The sequence below is a fragment of the Shouchella patagoniensis genome (assembly GCF_002019705.1).
In the GTDB taxonomy this organism is placed as follows: Bacteria; Bacillota; Bacilli; order Bacillales; family Bacillaceae_D; genus Shouchella; species Shouchella patagoniensis.
The window spans coordinates 512,996-532,780 of sequence record NZ_KV917377.1; the positions used below are offsets into that span (position 1 = coordinate 512,996).

17 protein-coding genes and 1 riboswitch are annotated in these 19,785 nt (G+C 39.5%); all 17 genes read right to left on the bottom strand.

Annotated features, from left to right (window positions below):
• Positions 1-5 precede the first annotated feature (5 nt).
• The 17 genes from plsY to BK584_RS02895 all read right to left on the bottom strand — a co-directional run bounded on the left by plsY (position 6) and on the right by BK584_RS02895 (position 19,699).
• Positions 6-623, bottom strand: coding sequence for a glycerol-3-phosphate 1-O-acyltransferase PlsY (gene plsY / locus BK584_RS02820; RefSeq protein ID WP_078391183.1), 618 nt, complete (start codon positions 621-623; stop codon positions 6-8).
• A 21-nt stretch (positions 624-644) separates the two neighbouring features.
• Positions 645-1,958, bottom strand: a complete 1,314-nt coding sequence (gene der / locus BK584_RS02825; protein ID WP_078391184.1) for a ribosome biogenesis GTPase Der — start codon at positions 1,956-1,958, stop codon at positions 645-647.
• Between the two features lie 75 nt (positions 1,959-2,033).
• Positions 2,034-2,645: a YphA family membrane protein gene (locus BK584_RS02830; RefSeq protein WP_437182765.1), complete on the bottom strand. Its 612-nt coding sequence runs from the start codon at positions 2,643-2,645 to the stop codon at positions 2,034-2,036.
• A gap of 97 nt (positions 2,646-2,742) precedes the next feature.
• Entirely contained in the window at positions 2,743-3,900 is a 1,158-nt protein-coding gene (gene rpsA, locus BK584_RS02835) for a 30S ribosomal protein S1 (protein WP_078391186.1), read from the bottom strand.
• A gap of 69 nt (positions 3,901-3,969) precedes the next feature.
• Positions 3,970-4,560, bottom strand: coding sequence for a lysophospholipid acyltransferase family protein (locus BK584_RS02840; RefSeq protein WP_078391187.1), 591 nt, complete (start codon positions 4,558-4,560; stop codon positions 3,970-3,972).
• Entirely contained in the window at positions 4,561-5,232 is a 672-nt protein-coding gene (cmk, locus tag BK584_RS02845) for a (d)CMP kinase (protein ID WP_078391188.1), read from the bottom strand. It abuts the gene before it with no gap.
• Positions 5,233-5,408: 176 nt separating this feature from the next.
• Positions 5,409-6,752, bottom strand: coding sequence for a germination protein YpeB (ypeB, locus tag BK584_RS02850; protein ID WP_078391189.1), 1,344 nt, complete (start codon positions 6,750-6,752; stop codon positions 5,409-5,411).
• An 18-nt stretch (positions 6,753-6,770) separates the two neighbouring features.
• The gene (gene sleB, locus BK584_RS02855) at positions 6,771-7,676 is read right to left on the bottom strand and encodes a spore cortex-lytic enzyme (RefSeq protein ID WP_245808971.1); all 906 of its coding nucleotides are present in this window, start codon (positions 7,674-7,676) and stop codon (positions 6,771-6,773) included.
• Between the two features lie 148 nt (positions 7,677-7,824).
• Positions 7,825-11,274 (bottom strand): methionine synthase, encoded by a 3,450-nt coding sequence (metH, locus tag BK584_RS02860; protein ID WP_078391191.1) that lies wholly within the window; start codon positions 11,272-11,274, stop codon positions 7,825-7,827.
• A gap of 2 nt (positions 11,275-11,276) precedes the next feature.
• Positions 11,277-13,127 carry a bifunctional homocysteine S-methyltransferase/methylenetetrahydrofolate reductase gene (locus BK584_RS02865; RefSeq protein ID WP_078391192.1) on the bottom strand — a complete coding sequence of 617 codons (1,851 nt, stop codon included), beginning with the start codon at positions 13,125-13,127 and terminating at the stop codon, positions 11,277-11,279.
• Positions 13,128-13,139: 12 nt separating this feature from the next.
• A complete protein-coding gene (locus tag BK584_RS02870; protein WP_078391193.1) occupies positions 13,140-14,246 on the bottom strand; it encodes a methionine biosynthesis PLP-dependent protein in 1,107 nt (368 codons plus the stop codon).
• Positions 14,247-14,368: 122 nt separating this feature from the next.
• A riboswitch (SAM riboswitch) is annotated at positions 14,369-14,470 on the bottom strand.
• A 72-nt stretch (positions 14,471-14,542) separates the two neighbouring features.
• Positions 14,543-15,322, bottom strand: a complete 780-nt coding sequence (gene aroD / locus BK584_RS02875; RefSeq protein WP_078391194.1) for a type I 3-dehydroquinate dehydratase — start codon at positions 15,320-15,322, stop codon at positions 14,543-14,545.
• 115 nt (positions 15,323-15,437) lie between these two features.
• On the bottom strand, positions 15,438-15,602 hold the full coding sequence (locus BK584_RS24450) for a hypothetical protein (RefSeq protein WP_169871029.1): 165 nt from the start codon (positions 15,600-15,602) through the stop codon (positions 15,438-15,440).
• Between the two features lie 38 nt (positions 15,603-15,640).
• Entirely contained in the window at positions 15,641-16,288 is a 648-nt protein-coding gene (gene prsW, locus BK584_RS02880; RefSeq protein ID WP_078391195.1) for a glutamic-type intramembrane protease PrsW, read from the bottom strand.
• Positions 16,289-16,370: 82 nt separating this feature from the next.
• On the bottom strand, positions 16,371-17,330 hold the full coding sequence (locus BK584_RS02885) for an asparaginase (RefSeq protein ID WP_078391196.1): 960 nt from the start codon (positions 17,328-17,330) through the stop codon (positions 16,371-16,373).
• 16 nt (positions 17,331-17,346) lie between these two features.
• Positions 17,347-18,336 (bottom strand): YpdA family putative bacillithiol disulfide reductase, encoded by a 990-nt coding sequence (locus BK584_RS02890; protein ID WP_078391197.1) that lies wholly within the window; start codon positions 18,334-18,336, stop codon positions 17,347-17,349.
• A gap of 100 nt (positions 18,337-18,436) precedes the next feature.
• A complete protein-coding gene (locus BK584_RS02895) occupies positions 18,437-19,699 on the bottom strand; it encodes a Glu/Leu/Phe/Val family dehydrogenase (protein WP_180320493.1) in 1,263 nt (420 codons plus the stop codon).
• Positions 19,700-19,785: the final 86 nt, after the last annotated feature.

The window sequence follows — 19,785 nt, forward strand, 5'->3', positions numbered from 1 at the left end:
CCTCCTTACGCATGTTTTTTTCCTAATTTGCTTTCTGTTCCTGCAAGTAAACGGCTGACGTTTGTTCGATGGCGCCATAGGGACATAATTGCAAGCAAAGCAGATAAATAAATATATTCCAACGGATATGTCGCAAAAGGCAAAGGCCAAATTAATAAGGCGACAATTGGAGTAAACGCAGCAAATAATAACGACCCAAGCGACACATAACGTGTAATAATAATGCTTGCAATCGCAATTACGCCAGCAATTAACGCAGGATAAAACATCAATGTAGCAATTACACCAATAGTAGTTGCCACACCTTTCCCACCTCGGAATCCAAAATAAATTGGCCAATTATGACCTAAGATAGCAGCAAGCCCAGCTAAAATATGTACGAGGGGGTCTGATGTTAATGCCATTGCCAAAAAAACTGGCACAACCCCTTTCAACACATCCAAAAGCAACACACAGATTGCGGGCCCAACGCCGAGTAGACGCATTGTATTGGTCGCCCCGGCATTCCCGCTTCCAGTTGAACGTATATCAATCTTTTTAATTTTTTTCGCAATAAGATAACTAAAGCTTACTGATCCTAACAAATAACCAAATAGCACCATCATTAAAAGCAAAACAATCACAAGCGTCCCCCCTGCAAATGATTAGTCGTTTTTCTTACGCGATATAATGTGAATTGGCGTTCCTTCGAACTCAAATGTAGCTCGTAATCGATTTTCTAAGAAACGTCTGTATGAAAAGTGCATCAATTCTGGTTCATTTACAAAGAACACAAACGTTGGTGGTTGCACAGCAACTTGAGTCACATAATTGATTTTTAAACGCTTCCCTTTGTCGGTTGGAGTAGGGTTCATTGCGACCGCATCCATAATCATGTCATTTAATACATGCGTTGGAACACGTAAATGGTGATTCTCTGATACTTTTTTCACTTGTGGTAGCAATAAATGCATACGTTGCTTTGTTTTTGCTGATAAAAAACAAATAGGCGCATAAGATAAAAATTGAAATTCAGCACGGATGTCTTCAATAAAATTTTGCATTGTTTTATCGTCTTTTTTAATGACATCCCATTTATTCACAACAATAACGATCGCACGGCCTGCCTCATGAGCATATCCCGCAATCTTCTTATCTTGTTCAATAATGCCTTCTTCCCCATTAATGACAACGAGGACCACATCTGAGCGTTCTATCGCTTTTAATGAGCGAAGAACACTATATTTTTCTGTGGCTTCGTATACTTTCCCTCTTTTTCTCATCCCAGCGGTATCAATTACCACGTAATCTTGATCGTCTCGAGTGAAAGAAGTATCAATTGCATCTCTAGTCGTACCTGGAATCTGGCTTACAATAACTCTTTCTTCACCTAACAATGCATTAACAAGCGAAGACTTGCCAACGTTAGGACGACCAATTAACGCCATTTTAATCGTGTCTTCGTCAAATCCATCATCAACTTCATCAGGAAAATGCGCAACTACTTCATCAAGCAAATCCCCTAAGCCTAGACCATGGGAACCAGAAATACCATATGGTTCACCGATCCCTAGAGAATAAAATTCATACAGGGATTCTCTCATTTCTGGATTATCAATTTTATTTACCGCTAATACAACCGGTTTTTTAGAACGGAACAATAGGTTAACAACTTCTTGATCAGCAGCCGTAATTCCTTCACGTCCATTCACCATAAAGATAATAACATTTGCCTCATCAATTGCTATTTCTGCTTGTTGACGCATTTGAACAAGCAACGGTTCGTCGCCAAGCTCAATTCCACCTGTATCAATCACATAAAAATCATGATTTAACCATTCGCCTTTACTATATAAACGGTCACGTGTTACACCTGGAAGATCTTCTACAATTGCGACCCTTTCACCAACAATGCGGTTAAAGATCGTTGATTTTCCTACATTCGGTCTTCCTACGATTGCAACGACTGGTTTTGTCACAATCTCACACCCTTTCTCTCTCAAACTACATCAGAAACAGTTGATTCTTTCTCCAACTTATTCATTTTACTAAACTCATGCATGCTTGTCTATCCTGTTTGGGATTGGAGTTGGTCGTGTCTTTCTTGCGAGAACATAACTCTCCCATTTTTTTATCCCTTTGTGGATAACTGTGCAACACACACTGACCGTTGCTGCTATGGCAAGTACATCAAAAAAAGCATAGGAGCCAATTAACGTTCCAGAAAAATCTGATCGCCATATATGGACTGCCACTTCACCATGGAGCAATCCAATCGAGAGCAATACTGTACGTTTTGCCCCGCGAAGAAGTAAAAATGCCACAAATAAAGTGGGTAATGCTATTAATATCCGCTTATCAATCACGAGAATAACAGGATCAACTCGAATCAATTCATTTATCAAAACATACGCACAAGTAATACACATTGTAGCAAACAGAGGGTATACCAGTTGTCTTACAGAGCGTTTACCAACTTGTAAATAACTGATCAATAGACAGAAGATGTAGCCTAAACTCACCGTTAAACCAAAAATAGTCATTGTTAATGGAATAAATATCATCATTGCAAGCATACACAAACTCATAACAGCTCGAAACTCATTTTTGGGCATTAAAAAAGTAGAAACAATCCATACAAGCCAACCAAACCAATAAACAAACATTCCTTCCAATCTCATCACCTCTGTTCGCAGTATGATCAAAAATGGATGCATTTAGACACAAAAAAACTAGCATAGCGGTTTGCTATGCTAGTTTCACTTAATTATTTCCTCGATAGTTCTTTAACTGATCACCAATCATGTCACCTAATGAAAATCCACTTGATTCATCATTTGTCGATTTTTCATATGCACGTGTTTCGTTTCTTTCTTTTTCTTCTGCCACATCACGAATACTTAATGAAACACGTTTATCCGCTTCACTAACTTCTAATATTTTCGCTTGTACTTCTTGTCCTTCTTCCAAAACTTCTTGAGGTGTGCCAATATGTCGACTTGAAATCTGTGAAATATGGACAAGACCTTCAACACCGGGAGCAATTTCAACAAAGGCCCCAAAAGAAACAAGTCGTTTTACAGTACCTGTGACAACGGTCCCGATAGCGAACTTATTTTCAATATCCGCCCAAGGACCGGGGCTAGTTTCTTTAATCGATAAGGAAATACGCTCACTATCACGATCAACAGAAAGAACTTTCACTTTAACTAATTGACCTTCGCTTAACAAATCCTGTGGATGATTAACCCGCTCATATGAAATTTGTGAAATATGAACAAGGCCATCAACACCCCCGACATCAACAAATGCACCAAAATTTGTTAACCTCTGTACCGTACCTTCAACGATCTCCCCAACTTGGATCGAGGATATTACTTCTTTTTTCTTTTCTTCCATTTCCTCTTCTTGTACAGCACGTTGGGAAAGAATTAACTTGTTATTCGCTTTGTCTATCTCGGTCACTTTTAACCGCAATGTTTTCCCTTTATAATCCGAAAAATCCTCGACAAAGTGCCGTTCGACTAGTGACGCAGGTATAAAACCACGAACACCCAAATCAACGACTAACCCGCCTTTAACTACTTCAGCTACTTCCGCCTCTAAAATCGTTCCTGTTTCGTGTGCTTGTAAAAGAGCTTCCCATGCCTTTTCAGCTTGGACAGCTTTCTTTGAAAGTATTAGTTCATCGTCAGCAACTTTTGTCACTTGAAAATCAAACTCGTCATCAACAGACAGAATGTCACTTGCTTTTTCCAAATGCAAACTTGACAATTCACTGATTGGCACTATTCCGTCCACTTTAAAACCTACGTCTACAAATGCCTGCTTGTCTTCCACTTTTGTTACTTTTCCTGTAACAATATCTCCGACAACAAAAGATTTCATTTCATTCATCTTATCATTCATTTCTTCGACCATTGACTTTTTGCCTCCTTCAGTCCGGCTAAACCGGTATCTTCTTCATAGATAATGAACATCGTCTCTAAACTAGTTCGACTTGAGGTGATGATCTTTTAATTCCTGAATCTCATTCATAATAAGATTTGTTATCTCTTTAGCAGATACCCGATTTTCACGGTAACTACTCATGTCAATTGGTTTTCCGTAAATTAGAGTAACCGGCTTGCGCTTTTTGTAAGGACCAATAATCGCACAAGGAACTACATATGCATCACTTTTTGCAGCAAAGAAACCAGCTCCTGCTAATCCTTCTCCAATCTCACCATTTTTTGACCGTGTGCCTTCAGGAAACAAACCAACAATGTCTCCTGACTTTAAAATCTGTAAAGCTGTACGAAGAGATTGTTTATCTCCACCGCCTCTTTTTACAGGAAAAGCACCTAGATTGTTAAGCAGGCGACCAATAACAGGTTTATCAAAAAGCTCCTTCTTAGCCATATATCGAACAGGCCGTTTAATATATGCACCTAAAAGGGGTGGATCAAAATTGCTAATATGATTTGCACAAAGCAATACCCCACCTTTTTCAGGAATATTTTCCTTGCCAACAATGCGCACTTTATAAAATGTACTTAACACACACCTGCAAACAAATTGACCAAATTGATAAAGGCTCATTTACACCGATTGCTCCTTTACTAGATGAAGTATGGTATTAATAACCTCTTCAATCCCCATCTCGGTCGTATCCACTACTTGTGCATCTTCAGCCTGCATTAGTGGAGCAAATAGTCGTGTAGAATCAAGTTCATCACGCTTAGCAATGTCTTCTTTTAATTTTTCGAAGTCCGATGGCAGCCCTTTGTCAAGTTGCTCTTGATGTCGGCGACGCGCTCTTTCTTCGACTGATGCAGTCAAGAAAATCTTTACATTTGCGTCTGGCAAAACATGAGTGCCTATATCTCTACCATCCAGAACAGCTTTTTTTGCTTTAGCCAACGCTTGTTGTCTTGCCACCATTGCTAAACGTACTTCCTTATGACTAGATACAAGTGATACATTCTTGTTCACAAGATCTGTACGAATATCAGCTGTAATGTTTTTTTCATTCCAATACACCGTCGTACCAGTGGAAGAGGGTTCTAACTCAAGCGCACTTCCTTCTAATAAAGCAGTTAACGCATGTTCATCATTTAAATCAATGCGTTCAGTAAGTGCAGCATAGGTCAAAGCCCGATACATTGCTCCAGTATCAATGTATAAAAAGCCTAAACGTTCTGCTGCCTTTTTTGCTACTGTGCTTTTTCCCGCACCAGCGGGGCCATCAATTGCAACATTAAATCCATTCATTCTCACACAACACTTCCCTACAAACTTTCTTTTACGATACAATGAAGTCGCTTATAATTCAATTCTTTACGTGTATCGCTTGTCCACTTTATTATCTCATAATTTGTGAAGATCGCAAGCATGACCAACTAAAAAGAACCCTCAATTCATCGAGAGTTCTTTAATAGAAATAGAAATCAATACATAGGCTCGGAATCTTGCATACGTTCCACTTTTTCTTCTTCACCTGATTGTGCATTAATAAAGATACGATATGTATCATTATTTTTTGTTCCATAAAATTCGTACACTAAAACGGTTTCTTGCATTTGATTTTCAATCATAGCAAGATGGTCTTCCATAATCTCCACACGGTCATTTACTCTTGACTGTGCTTCTTCTTTCGACAGCTCTGGTTTAGGGATATCTCGATTTTCTTCATGATTGATAAGGTGCCCTCTACCTACGTAAGAGACGATATCACCATCATCCAATGCGACTTCAAGTGTAACTGTATCAGGATAAATTCTAACGTCGTTATCAACATAAGCAAATTCAAGCACACCGAGATTGTCATATTGCGTGCTATCTACAAGCATCATGTGTTCCTTTCCACCACGTTCTAAAAAGTCTTGGGCTTTTTCAACTGCTTCATTTAAACTTATTTGCGCTTTTTCAATATGACGATCTTGTAAAAACCAAATCGGTTCTCCACCTTCGACACTCATGTCCATATTATAATGTGCTTGATTTTCAGGATCATCAATTACTATTGAATAAGCCGGGTACTCAAGTGCTTCTGCTGAATCAGAGATTTGCACCTTAGCCCCTTCACCTAATTTTAAATAATTCAGTGCCATAGCCTTAGCTTCTTCTTTACTTACGCGCTCACGACCAGATAGTGCCTCTTTTAATTCACCGTTTAAATTCCGAATCGCCGAATCTGTAGCACCCCACTCAACCTCACTAAATCCTTGAACAGACTTGTTCATTCTTTCAAAATGCCCAGCAACAGAATATTCAGCTGGTTCGCTTTCTTCTTCTCTTTCTCTTTCTGTAAGCCACTTCGTATCAGTCTGCATCATCATTGCTTGTGTTTCTCGCATGGTGTGACGGATCGACGAAGCTTGCTCATAAAGCTGTTCAAGTGTTTCATATTCATGATCTGTTAGTGGCTCTTGATTTAAATCACGGACTGAAGTTCTGTATGTGAAATCAGCAATCTTAAATAAATACTCTTCTGTATCTTCCATATTAAGCCCTTGAACTGGAAGTTCTGCTAGGCTTTTTTCAGCTAAACTTGTTACACGCCATACATCTGCAAGGGAAGGCGTTAACTGTCGCTGACTATTCATCGCTAACGTCTTTCCAAGTTCGTCTTCAATTTGGTCAATATGAAAACTAAGATCATGAAATGCACGTTGGTATGAATTCTCTGCTTGTATTGCAAATTGGTCTTTCTCTTCTTTTTGCTGGTATCCCCAATATCCTGCACCAGCGACCGCAACAGCTAATGCGCCGATTAAGATGTTTTTATACATGCTGGTTGCACCTCCATATTAGTAACAGAAAATATGTTTGCCAATTCGTTTGATTTGTGGACGAGTCCATATCCATCCTGATGTTGCTGTATCAGGATTAAAATAATACAATGCATTGTTTGTAGGGTCTTGACCATTTAGAGCATCGAGAACAGCATTACGCGCATTCTCATCCGCACCTATATTAATTTGTCCATCTGCCACTGCAGTAAAAGCTCGATCTTCATAAATAACTCCCGCTACTGTATCTGGGAAAGTTGCTGAATTGAGACGATTTACGATGACAGCAGCTACAGCCACTTGCCCTTCATACGGTTCACCTCTAGCTTCCCCATAAACGGCTTGTGCCATTAATTGAATATCGTTGCTTGAATAACCGGATGGAACATTATGAGCTTTCTCTATAATTGGCTCCCCAGCATCAGATTCAGGTTGTTCAGCTCCAGTTCCTCCTTCGCCTTGACCACCCGAAGATCCCTCTTTAGAACCCGAACCACCTGTTTGCCCGCCTTTTGAAGGTTGGCTATTTCCATTGCCACGATTCGATCCTTTTTCACCTTTTTGAATATGCTTCGACGTACCACCGTAATGACTGAATTTACGATCTTCATTAAGTGCTTTCATTACAAAGGCTTTATCAAAATTGGTCGTTCCAACGAGCTTATCTTTCATGCTTTCTCCTACAAGTCCGTCGATATCAAGTCCAAATTCGTATTGATAATTGCGCACTGCCCAATACGTTCCCCAACCAAATACGCCGTCAATTTTACCGTTATAATACCCAACGTATTGCAAGCGTGACTGCAATTCAACTACATCATCTCCAGTTGCCCCTTTTTGGATGACTTGTTCAGAAAACGCTTCTGCCGTTTCACTGGTAAATGAAAATGCACAAGCAACAACTAAAGCAAAAAAGATTTTCATTAACTTATTGACCTGGTTATTTAACATTTTCTCTGGTCCTCCTTATACCCATATGGGTGAATTGGTCGCTGCTGATAGTGTTTGTTAGCATTCGGTTTTTATACCGAAAAAAAAAACACGAAAAGCACATAAGCGCTTTTCGTGTTTTCTATAATGAAGATAAAACATTAAAATAACGACCTTCAGGATGAGAAAATACCAATGCGGTAACGGAAGCTTCAGGCTCCATCATAAATCCTTCCGTTAACTCAATACCTATTTTCTCTGGTTTTAATAACTGAAATAGTTTTGCTTGGTCTTCAAGATTCGGACAAGCTGGATAACCAAATGATACACGTACACCTTGGTACTTAGCCGCAAACCGTTCTGCCATTGTAAAATCAGCAGGATCTGGAAACCCCCAACGATCTCGCATTTGTTGGTGGATTCGCTCGGCAAGTCCTTCAGCCGTTTCCAAAGCTGCTGCTTGCATTAAATGACTTAATAAATAATCTCCATTATCTTTAGCCTTTTCTGCATGCTGACGAATACCATGTCCTGCAGTGACGGCAAGAAAACCTACATAGTCTACCCCGGTTCCTACCCCTTTTACAAAATCAGCCAAACATAGAAAGGGTGTATGCTGTTGCCGTGGAAATGTGAAGCGCTCCACTTCAATATGCGGAGAATCTGGGTCATAAATAATCAAGTCATTCCCTTCAGAATTAGCAGGAAAAAACCGATACATTGCGTTAGCTTGCAGTAAATCCCCTTTTTTAGCATCAACAAATAACTGATCTACTTTTGATTTTAAAGAAACAGTCCTTTCATCTCCTTCAGTGAGTAAACGGCTTACCTTCCCTTGTACACCAAGGTGACGCCCTAGTAACATCTGCATGTTCACATAAGGATAAATATGATCAATTTGGTAATTACGAATAATATGCTCTTGTAAGTCAGTTGGAATCAATGGAGCATGCGTATGCGTAACTTCTGATCGTTTGGTCGTATCACTCTTGACCTTCTTCTTTACCTTTTTACTTTCGTATTCAGCTTTCTCAGCCCTTTCATTTTCCAGCTCAAGCTGCAATAGTTGCTGCTTTTCTGGTGTAGTTAGCTGATTGGCAATTTCTAGCCCATTCATCGCGTCTTTTGCATAAACGACCATTCCGCCATATTCAGGTGCTATTCTAGTATCGACAAACTTTTTTGTTAGCGCTGCTCCGCCTACCAAAATTGGAATAGAGACTTGTTGTTGCTTTAAATCTTGAGCCGTTAATACCATTTGTTGAGCTGACTTTACTAATAATCCAGACAATCCAATAGCCTTTGGTTTTTCTTTATTAATAGCTTCCAGTAGTTCATTAGACGTTACTTTAATACCTAGATTAACAATTTCAAAGCCATTATTACTCAAAATAATATCAACTAAATTCTTGCCGATATCATGTACATCCCCTTTTACCGTTGCAAGTAAGATCTTCCCTTTGCCCTCATCATCGGCTTTCTTATCCATATGGGGTTCCAAAAACGCTACAGACGCTTTCATTACTTCGGCACTTTGCAACACTTCTGCTACGATAAGTTCGTTGTTATTAAACAATCGACCAACTTCGTCCATGCCATTCATGAGTGGGCCATTAATAATATCCAAAGGGTTTTGATAAGAAGTTAATGCTGCTGTCAAATCTACCTCTAACCTTTCTTTCGTCCCCTCGACAACGTAGAGCGCCAATCGCTCTTCAAGGCTTAAACCTTCGTATTCAACTCGCTTCTCTGATTTTTTCCCTCGATAAAATGCAGTGAATGTTGCTAAGTTTTCATCATTGGTTTCAAACAATAATCGTTTCGCTTGTTCTTTCTCCTCATCAGAAATACTCGCGTACCTTTCGAGTTTTTCTGTATTAACAATGGCATAATCAAGTCCAGCTTGTGTGCAATGATATAAATAAACAGCATTTAGAACTTCACGCCCAACTGGGGGCAATCCGAACGAAACATTCGATACACCTAAAATAATCAAGCATGAAGGTAACGCGTCTTTAATAAGTTTAATTCCAGTAACAGTCGCTTCAGCCGATCCAATATATTGCTCGTCACCAGTGCCCACCGGGAAAACGAGGGGGTCAAAAATAATATCGTGAGCTGGAATTCCATATTTATTTGTTAATAAATCAAATGATCGCTTTGCTATTTCCAACTTACGCTCAGCGGTTACCGCCATTCCAACTTCATCAATTGTTCCAACAACAACGGCAGCGCCAAATTTCTTTACTAATGGCAGGACCGCCTCAAACCTTTCTTCTCCGTCTTCTAAGTTAATTGAGTTTATGATCGCCTTACCTTGTGAATGGGTTAATGCTTCTTCAATAACTGCTTCATCAGTAGAATCAATCATTAACGGAACTTTCACCTTATTAACAGCATAAGAAAGGAAGAACGCCATATCTTCCATTTCATCTCGATCTGGATCAGCTAAACAAATGTCGATTATATGAGCACCTCGTTTAACTTGTGATCTTGCTATTTCAGATGCTTCTTCATATTTACCTTCTTCAATTAACCGTTTAAACTTTCTCGAGCCAATAACATTGGTTCTCTCACCTACAAAAAGCGGACGCATTGAATCATCATAAAATAATGGTTCAATTCCAGAAACAGCGTGACTAGTACGTTTCCCAGCCGTTCTTGGTGGATATTTTTTTATAACGGCAGCAAGTTTTTTTATATGAGCAGGCGTGGTGCCGCAACATCCACCAACTACATTCAACCAACCTTTTTCCGCGAATGCTTCTATCTTCGTTGCAAGTGAATCAGGTGTTTCATGGTATTTTCCATCTTCATCTGGTAGTCCCGCGTTTGGATAGCAACTTACACTTGAATCAGCCAACTCGGATAACGACCTTAGATGATCACGCATAAATTCCGGACCAGTTGCGCAATTTAAGCCCACAACAGCAGGTTCCATATGTTCAAGAGACAAATAAAACGCTTCAACTGTTTGACCTGCAAGTGTCGTCCCCATTGGCTCGATCGTGCCAGAAATCATCAATGGCAATTTTTTATCCGTTTTTGTAAAAGCCGTTGTTATTCCTATATAAGCTGCCTTTACATTTCTCATATCCTGACTGGTTTCTAAAAGTAATACATCACAACCACCATCAATTAAGCCTCTGGCTTGCTCTTCATATGCATCAGTCAACTGTTCAAACGTTGCTCCTCCAGTTACCGATAACGACTTCGTTGTTGGTCCCATTGCCCCTGCCACAAAACGAGGTTGTTCCAATGTAGTTATTTTATTAACCTCAACTTTAGCTAACCTCGCTGCCTCTTTGCTTAATGCATAAGCTTTATGTCCAATATTATAATCCTCTAAAACAATGCTTGAAGAACCAAACGTATTTGTAGAAATAATATCGGCACCTGCTTCTAAGTACGTACGATAGATATGACTAATGGCCTCAGGGGAAGTCTCATTTAATAGTTCATTACATCCCTCGTACTCTTCGCCTCCAAAATCATCCGCAGTTAAATTAGCCTCCTGAAGCATCGTTCCCATCGCTCCATCTAGCACTAATATTCTCTGTTGAAGTTGCTCTAAGAAGTTTGCTTGTATCATGATTAATTCCCTTCCTTGTTTGAAGCTTGTTTTCCGATTAATCTTGTATGACGCGTCAATTCTTCTGTTATTTCATAGCGAAGAAAAGGTGTAATAAAATATAAACCATTAAAATAATTTGTAGCGGCATCAGCAAGAGATTTAGCAATTTTTAACCCTTCCTGCTCTCCTAACAGTCGATCTTCACCGCAAGTGGACATGATTCGCCTCGTTTCATCACTTAATGATATACCTGGCACTTCATTATGGAGAAATTCTGCGTTTCTGCTACTTATAAGAGGCATAATCCCTACAAAAATAGGAACCTTCAAATGCTTAGTTGCTTCATAAACAGCTTCAAATTGTCGCTCTTCAAAAATCGGCTGACTCAAAAAATAATCAGCGCCTGCCTCTATCTTTTTTTCTAACCGTCGAACCGCTTTGTCTAAATGTTTTACATTAGGGTTAAATGCAGCTGCAGTTGTAAAACGACTCGGATTACCAAGTGACTTTCCAGAGAAAGAAATCCCTTTGTTCATTTGATTAATTAATGGCAATAATTTCAATGACGAAACATCATATACGGATGTCGCTCCTGGAAAATCTCCGATTTTGCTCGGGTCACCAGTAACAACTAGCAAGTCATGGAGTCCTGCCAGTTCTAAACCCATTAAATGAGACTGAAGACCTATTAAATTCCGATCTCTACATGTTAAGTGGACCAAACTACGTAGACCTACCTTTTCCTTCAAAATCATAGCAAGTGTCTGATTATCAACACGAGGACTAGCCAAGGAATTATCTGCTAGTGTTAAAGCATCTACGCCGGCTTCCTTTAATGCTTTTGCCCCCTTAATAAATCGAACAATGTCTAATTTTTTAGGTGGGTCTAGTTCAACAATAATCGTTTGTTTTTGTAGCGCTAGCTCCTTAATTGAAGCCTCTTTCGGCCTTATTGTTTGGACTTGGCTCTCTTGCTGAGATTTGAATTGTGCTTTGTCTCTTATAATTGGCTTCCTTCCAGCTACGGCTTTTGCAATTGATTCAATATGGGCTGGTGTTGTTCCACAACATCCCCCTAACAACCGCACACCCTCATCAATAAAACGATCCGCCATTGTAGAAAAATATTCTGTATTCGATGCATAGACAAATCTTCCGTCACGATATCCAGGCAAGCTTGCATTGGGATAACACGCTAGAGGGATTGATGCTGGTAATTTTAATTCTTCAATTGAACGGAGCATGTGATTCGGGCCCATTCGGCAATTGATTCCTACAACATCAGCTCCGAGTTTGTATAGTTCTGAAAGAGCTTCACTTAAAGTTGTACCATCATTTAATACACCTATATCGCCAAGGGATACATTCATAATGATTGGATTTTTAGTTATTCGCCTAGCAATTTTAACTGTTTCTTTCGCTTCTTCAAAATCATAAAATGTTTCAAATAATAATCCGTCTACACCAGCCTCAATCAATGCATCAATTTGTTCCATTAAGGCTGCTTGAATCTTTGTCAAACTGAGATCTTCATATTGAAATCCTTTTATTCCACCGACTGTTCCAACTAAATGGACAGTTGGATTCCCATTAATCGTATCTTTAGCAATCCGAACAGCCGCTTGATTGATTGTAGCGACGCTTTCTTGCAATCCATACCTCTCAAGTTTTATTGCGTTTGCTGCATACGTATTTGTTTGAATAAGCGTAGCGCCCGCTTCAATATATGCTTGATGTACACTTGCGATCGCATTAGGGTTAGAAAGATTTAATTCTTCATAGCATAGATCAAAACCTTGTTCATATAGCAATGTACCTATCGCACCGTCAGCTACGATTAATTGTGTCGCTAACCTTTCATGTAGTTTCATCTTTGAACCCTCCTAATAGCTTCTTGCTATTTTTATTGCTTGGAGCAAATCCGCTATAAGATCTTCACCATGCTCAATTCCCACAGAGAATCGTAACAAACAATTATCAACACCGTTTGCTATTCGTACCTTCTCTGGAATATCCGCATGAGTTTGAGTAGCTGGATATGTCATTAGACTCTCAACACCACCTAAGCTCTCCGCAAAAGAGATAAGCTTCAAATTTTGCAATATTGGGTTAATCCACTTTTCGTCTTTGACGCGAAATGAGAGCATTCCACCACGACCAGGATACATTACTTCACTAACAGCTTCTTCTTTTTCTAAAGCCTTTACCACTTGCTTCGCATTCTCTTCGTGCTTCGCCATTCTTAATGCGAGTGTCTTCATACCCCGTATTAACAACCAAGAATCAAAGGCACTTAAAATACCTCCTGCACCATTTTGGTAGTAGGCTAACTGATCACATACAGTCGTTCCATTAGCGACAATTAATCCAGCTACAACATCGTTGTGCCCTCCAAGATACTTCGTCGCTGAATGAACAACAATATCGGCCCCTTCTACTAATGGTTTCTGTAATAAAGGTGTAAGAAACGTATTATCAACAATTAAAAGCACTTGATTTTCCCTCGCCAAGTGAGCAAGTTTGTTAATAGGAGCCTCTTGCATTAAAGGGTTAGTTGGGGTTTCAATAAATATCGCTTTTGTTTTATTCGTAATTAATTTATTGACTGTATCAATATCTCTTGGGTCTACGTAATCAAACGTTAATCCCCACCTTTTCCAGCCCCCTTCGAATAATCGATATGTACCTCCATAAAGATCTTTTGAACAAATAATATGGTCTCCCTGCTCAAATAATGAGAAAACAATTTGAATAGCAGCCATGCCTGAACTAGTTGCAAAGCCTCTCTCCCCACATTCGAGCTCTGCAATTGCTTCTTCCAATACTTCTCGAGTCGGATTACCCGTACGGGCATAATCATAACCAGTTGACTCACCAATTCCCGTGTGACGATAAGCTGTTGAAAAATAAACAGGTGCGTTTACAGCTCCTGTAGTGTCAGTACGTCGATTTCCGATTTGCGCCAAAATAGAAGCTTCATGTTTCTGCATATCTGTGTCCTCCCTTTTCCGACTAACTGTACGATCTGCTTGTTTTTTCCGCTAATTGACAATTTACAGTTTGAAAATAAAAAAACCTTCTTCAAGATTAGAAGAAGGGTAGATGCATACTTCTCTTATCTTGCAGTTAATCTGCTGGATTTAGCACCTTGCCACTAAGTAGCTGGTTGCTGAGACTTCGCAGGGCCATTTCCCTCCGCCTCTCTTGATAAGAATTATTCGATTAGGTGAATCATTGCAACAACTTTACCGTAATTTCTGAAATTAAGCAACCATTATTATTTAATTCATTGTCTTTCGTCTTCTAACACATTTAAAACTCTTTTTAATTCAATTGCAGAAAATTGTCCAGGGGCAGATGGTTTTTTACCAGCTGCAAATGTCATTGCAGAACCAAACACACTCCCGCTTACCCTTGAAAGCGCGCCTAGTTTTCCCATTGCCATAGTCACGATAGGAACGGGTGACTTCTCCGATATAGATAGTGTTACTTCGAGCAAAGAAAGAACATCTGCTGAGTTTTGTGGCATGACTGCTAGTTTTGGAACATCCGCACCTAAATCAATTGCCCTTAATAATCTCGAAGTCATAATTTCCTTTGTTGGCGTCTTTGTAAATTCATGATTTGATACAATCACATAACATCCACACTTATGTGCAGTAGTAATGAATGCCCGAACATCTTTTTCTGCTTTAGCCAACTCGATATCTATGTACTCCACAAGACGAGAATGAACAACCGCTGTCAATAAAGAGAAGTAACGTTCATCCGTTAGTTGTCTTTGCCCACCTTCTTTTTTATTTCTAAAAGTAAAAATGAGCGGTTTATCTTTAATTGCATTTCTAACCTGGGATAAAGTCTCCAAAACGTGATCCACTTGCTCACATTTTTCAAGAAAATCGACGCGCCATTCCACAATGTCACATGCCTCATTAGGTAATTGATCAATCTCTACTAACAATTCTCTAACGTTTTCACCTACAATAGGGATACAGATTTTAGGTTTGCCACAACCTAATGTGATACCTTTAGCTTCAAGTATTTTTCTTGGTCGATTGAATTCCATGTCATCCTACCTTCCTTCAAATGCTGTCAGGTTGCTTGTTTTTTATCTTACACTAAAGTGACAATGTTTGCCTAAACAAAAACAAGCCCGCTTTGAAAAGCAAAGCGGGTTTGTTTTATTCCGGTGTGGCTTCAATAATCAATTGCTCTTCATTTCCACATACACACTGTTTAAAGCCTGTCTCATACTCTCCATTTTCGTTTTGCTTGCCTCTTAAAATATACTTTTCCCCGCATAAAGGGCAACGAATGACAATTCGATAACGATTGGCTGTTGTCATACAAAAATCCTCCTTTAAAACATTCTGCCTTACTGGCTCTAGCTGTTTAATTTGCTAGCCTTTTTTAATTTCCAAATCGCTAATAACCATAATGCGATCATAAAAGGGACCATGGCAAATAAAAAATAATGCCCAAAATCCATTAAGATAAAATCATAAAGACCATGCAGTAACATAGGAAGAGATGCAGATAAGAGCAGAAAAGCCATCTTTCTTTTTTGGTTGTATTTAGCTTGTCCAATATAATAGCCCATCACAATCCCATAAACAGCATGTGCCGTTGTTGGCATTAAAGCACGGGGAATCATATTCTCTAACCCATACGCAACCATATAAAGCGCATTTTCAACAGTTGCAAAACCAAAAGAAATGGAAACACCAAATAAAATCCCATCACTTGGCCGCTTAAGGTGCCCATGCTGATAAGCAAATACAAACAGCATCAGCCATTTTAACCCTTCTTCAATCAATCCGTAAAGCACAAAGGCTTTCGTAAAAGAGTGCGTAAATACCCCTTCCTCCGTAAACGCAAACTGAATAACAGAGATCGGGACAACGAGGAGCGCACCAATAATAAAAATTCTGAGTACTAAATACATAGCGGACTTGCTAAAGGAATCACGTAAATAGACGTACGAGAATAATGCCATAGCTGGAGCTAACGCTGCAATAATTAAGGAAAACAAGGCCTACCGACCAACTCTCTTAAAAACAAAAGGAATGCATCCATTATACGGGTGCTCTTTGTTTTCGGGCAAGTTTTATCACCTAAATAAACCCATTTTCTAGAGGTTGTTTTGAAGCAAGTAACACTAAAGCCTTAATTCGAGCTTTTTTGCTGTCATAATCCGATCCTAATATAACCCCTAACTGTTCGAGTTGATGGGCACTACCATCGTATTCATAAGTAGGATACACTTTTCCTTCTTCAGAAGAAGTTGTCATAATAACCGGTTTCCCCTCTTCAATTGCAGATCGAATCGGTTGAACTAAAGCAGGTGGTACTTGTCCTCTGCCCACACCTTCAATAACTAACCCATCCACCGTTTGTAAAATGGCACGTAGTGTGGCTGCACTCATCCCTAAATAAACTTTTGCAATACCAATTTCAAGTAGATCTTCCATCACTATTTGATACATTTCCCGCTTAACAGGTTTCTGATACGTAAATATCACATCGTTGTCAATAATACCTAAATAACCAAAACCAAAGGCATTAAAACCTTGTAAATTTGAGGCATGTTCTTTTTTTACATATCGGGCAGCAAAAATTCGTTCATTAAAAACGACTACACAGCCTGTCCCTCTTAAATCAGGTTCACATGCGGCATAAACTGCATGGCGCAAATTCATGTATGAATCGCTACCTGTTTGTTCTGGACCTCGCTGTGATCCAGTCACAACAACTGGACGATCATCTACATTCGTTAAACCCAAAAAATAAGCAGTCTCTTCCAACGTATCAGTCCCGTGTGTCACTACAATACCATCAACCGATGAATCGGAAAAAGCTTCATCAATTTCCATTTTTAAAAGCAACCAATCATTCGTATTAATATGAACACTCGGTTTTTGTAAGACAGACCGAATTGATACTTTTATATCAGAGGGTAGCCCACAGAGTTCGACTAACTCTTCCCCCGTTAATTCGCCCGCAACTAATTTGCCACTTTCATTCGTTGTACTTGCGATCGTTCCACCAGTTGTAAGTAACATAACATGACGCATCACAGTGCCCCCACTCTTATCTATTCGCTATCGCATTTGCGATCAAAGATCCATGTTCTCTGCCATTCTCTATAAAAATTTCATTTGCATTGTTCCCAGCAGCAATCACACCAGCAACAAATAAACCTGGAATGTTGGTCTCCATTGTTTCTTGGTGATAATGAGGTTTGCCCGTAGCTTCATCGACTAGCACACCAAGCCCTCTAATAAACGTGTGGTCTGGATGGTAGCCTGTCATTGCAAACACAAAGTCAGCGCGCTCCTGATGTTGTTCTTTTTCTGTTTCATATACAACGTGCGTATCAGTAATTTCATTAATTGTGGCATTAAAAACAAGCTTTACTTTTTCATTACGAACAAGCGAAACAAGTTCAGGTAATATCCACGATTTCACACTTGGAGAATAATCTGCTCCTCGGTACAGCATCGTGACATGTGCCCCAGCCTTTTCCAACTCAAGCACTGCATCTACAGCGGAATTTTTCCCGCCAATAACTACAACATGATGGTCAAAGTAAGGATGTGCTTCTTTAAAATAATGCATGACACGGCTGTGATCTTCACCTGGAATTCCCATCATGTTTGGCGAGTCATAATAACCTGTCGCGACGATTACATAATTAGCTTTTAATTCTTCTTTTGTTGTATAAACCGTAAACGTCCCATTCACTTCCCGATCAATATTAAGAACTTTTTCAAAAGCTCGAATGGATAACCCTTTTCGCTTCGCAACTGAACGGTAGTAAACTAAAGCCTGGTTTCGATGAGGCTTACGCTCTTCTACAATAAATGGAACCCCACCAATTTCCAAACGCTCACTTGTACTAAAGAACGTTTGGTGCGTTGGATATCGATGAATAGAATGAACGATATTTTCTTTTTCTATTATAATGGTCGAGAACCCTTTCTCTTCACATGCAATTGCAGCCGCAAGTCCACATGGTCCACCACCAATAATTAGAACATCTATCAAAAAAACCACCCTTTTTATGTATTGACAGTTCATCTAGCTTGTATAACCATCATTAGATTATTCCCTACAACCAAAACCCTTGTGTGAACTGCTTCAACACAAGGGCATTCCATTATTTCATTAGTATAGCAGATTACACCCATCCACGGAATCGAGACGCCTCCGCCATTCTGCGCACCCCGACCATATAAGCCGATAACCTCATATCGACTTTTCTTCGTTTAGCCAATTGATAAATATGCTCAAACGCATCTACCAAGACTGTGTGCAGCTTTCCTTCAACCTCTTCATCCGACCAATAATAGCCTTGATTATTTTGAACCCATTCAAAATACGAAACAGTAACTCCACCAGCGCTTGCGAGAACATCAGGAACTAATAAGATTCCTCGTTCAGATAAGATCTTCGTCGCTTCAAGCGTAGTAGGACCATTAGCTGCTTCCACAACGATTGACGCTTTTATTTGCGCGGCATTTTTTGAAGTAATTTGATTCTCTATTGCAGCTGGAACAAGTATGTCACATTCTTTTTCTAGCAACTCTTCGTTTGAAATCGTGTCTTTAAACAATTTAGTTACAGTCCCAAAGCTATCACGTCGATCGAGTAAATAATCAATATCTAATCCATTTTCATCATAGAGAGCTCCATATGCATCAGCAATCCCAACAACAAGCGCTCCAGCATCAGCTAAAAATTTTGCTAAGAAACTACCAGCATTACCAAACCCTTGGATAATTACTTTAGCTCCATCTATATCGATGCCTTGCTTTTTCGCTGCTTCAGTTACACAGATGGTTACTCCCTTAGCAGTTGCAGATTCCCTACCGTGGGAACCTCCTAGTACAAGGGGCTTACCTGTAATAAAATTAGGCGAATCAAATTCACGAATTCTACTGTACTCATCAAGCATCCACGCCATAATTTGCGAATTTGTAAATACATCTGGAGCAGGAATATCTTTTGTTGGACCCACAATTTGACTAATTGCCCGAACATATCCCCTGCTTAATCGTTCTACTTCACGAAAAGACATTTTTCTAGGATCACAAACAATTCCACCTTTTCCTCCACCGTATGGCAGATTGACAATGCCTGCTTTTAAGCTCATCCAAATTGATAATGCCTTTACTTCAGTTTCAGTGACATCTGGGTGGAACCGAACACCACCTTTAGTCGGACCAACAGCGTCATTATGTTGGGCTCTATATCCTGTAAAAATTTTTGTTGAACCGTCATCCATTCGAACCGGAATACGAACAGTCATCATTCGAATCGGTTCTTTAAGAAGCTCGTACATCTCTTCTGGATATCCAAGCTTTTCAAGAGCCGTATATATAATGGATTGTGTTGATACGAGAACATCCAGTTTATCCGCTCTACTTGCGCTTTCGTCCATTTCTCGTTTCACCTCACGGGAGTGTGTGCTTTTTATAAACATTTCATATCTAATGATAAAGAAAGCAACCATAGAATGCCATAGTT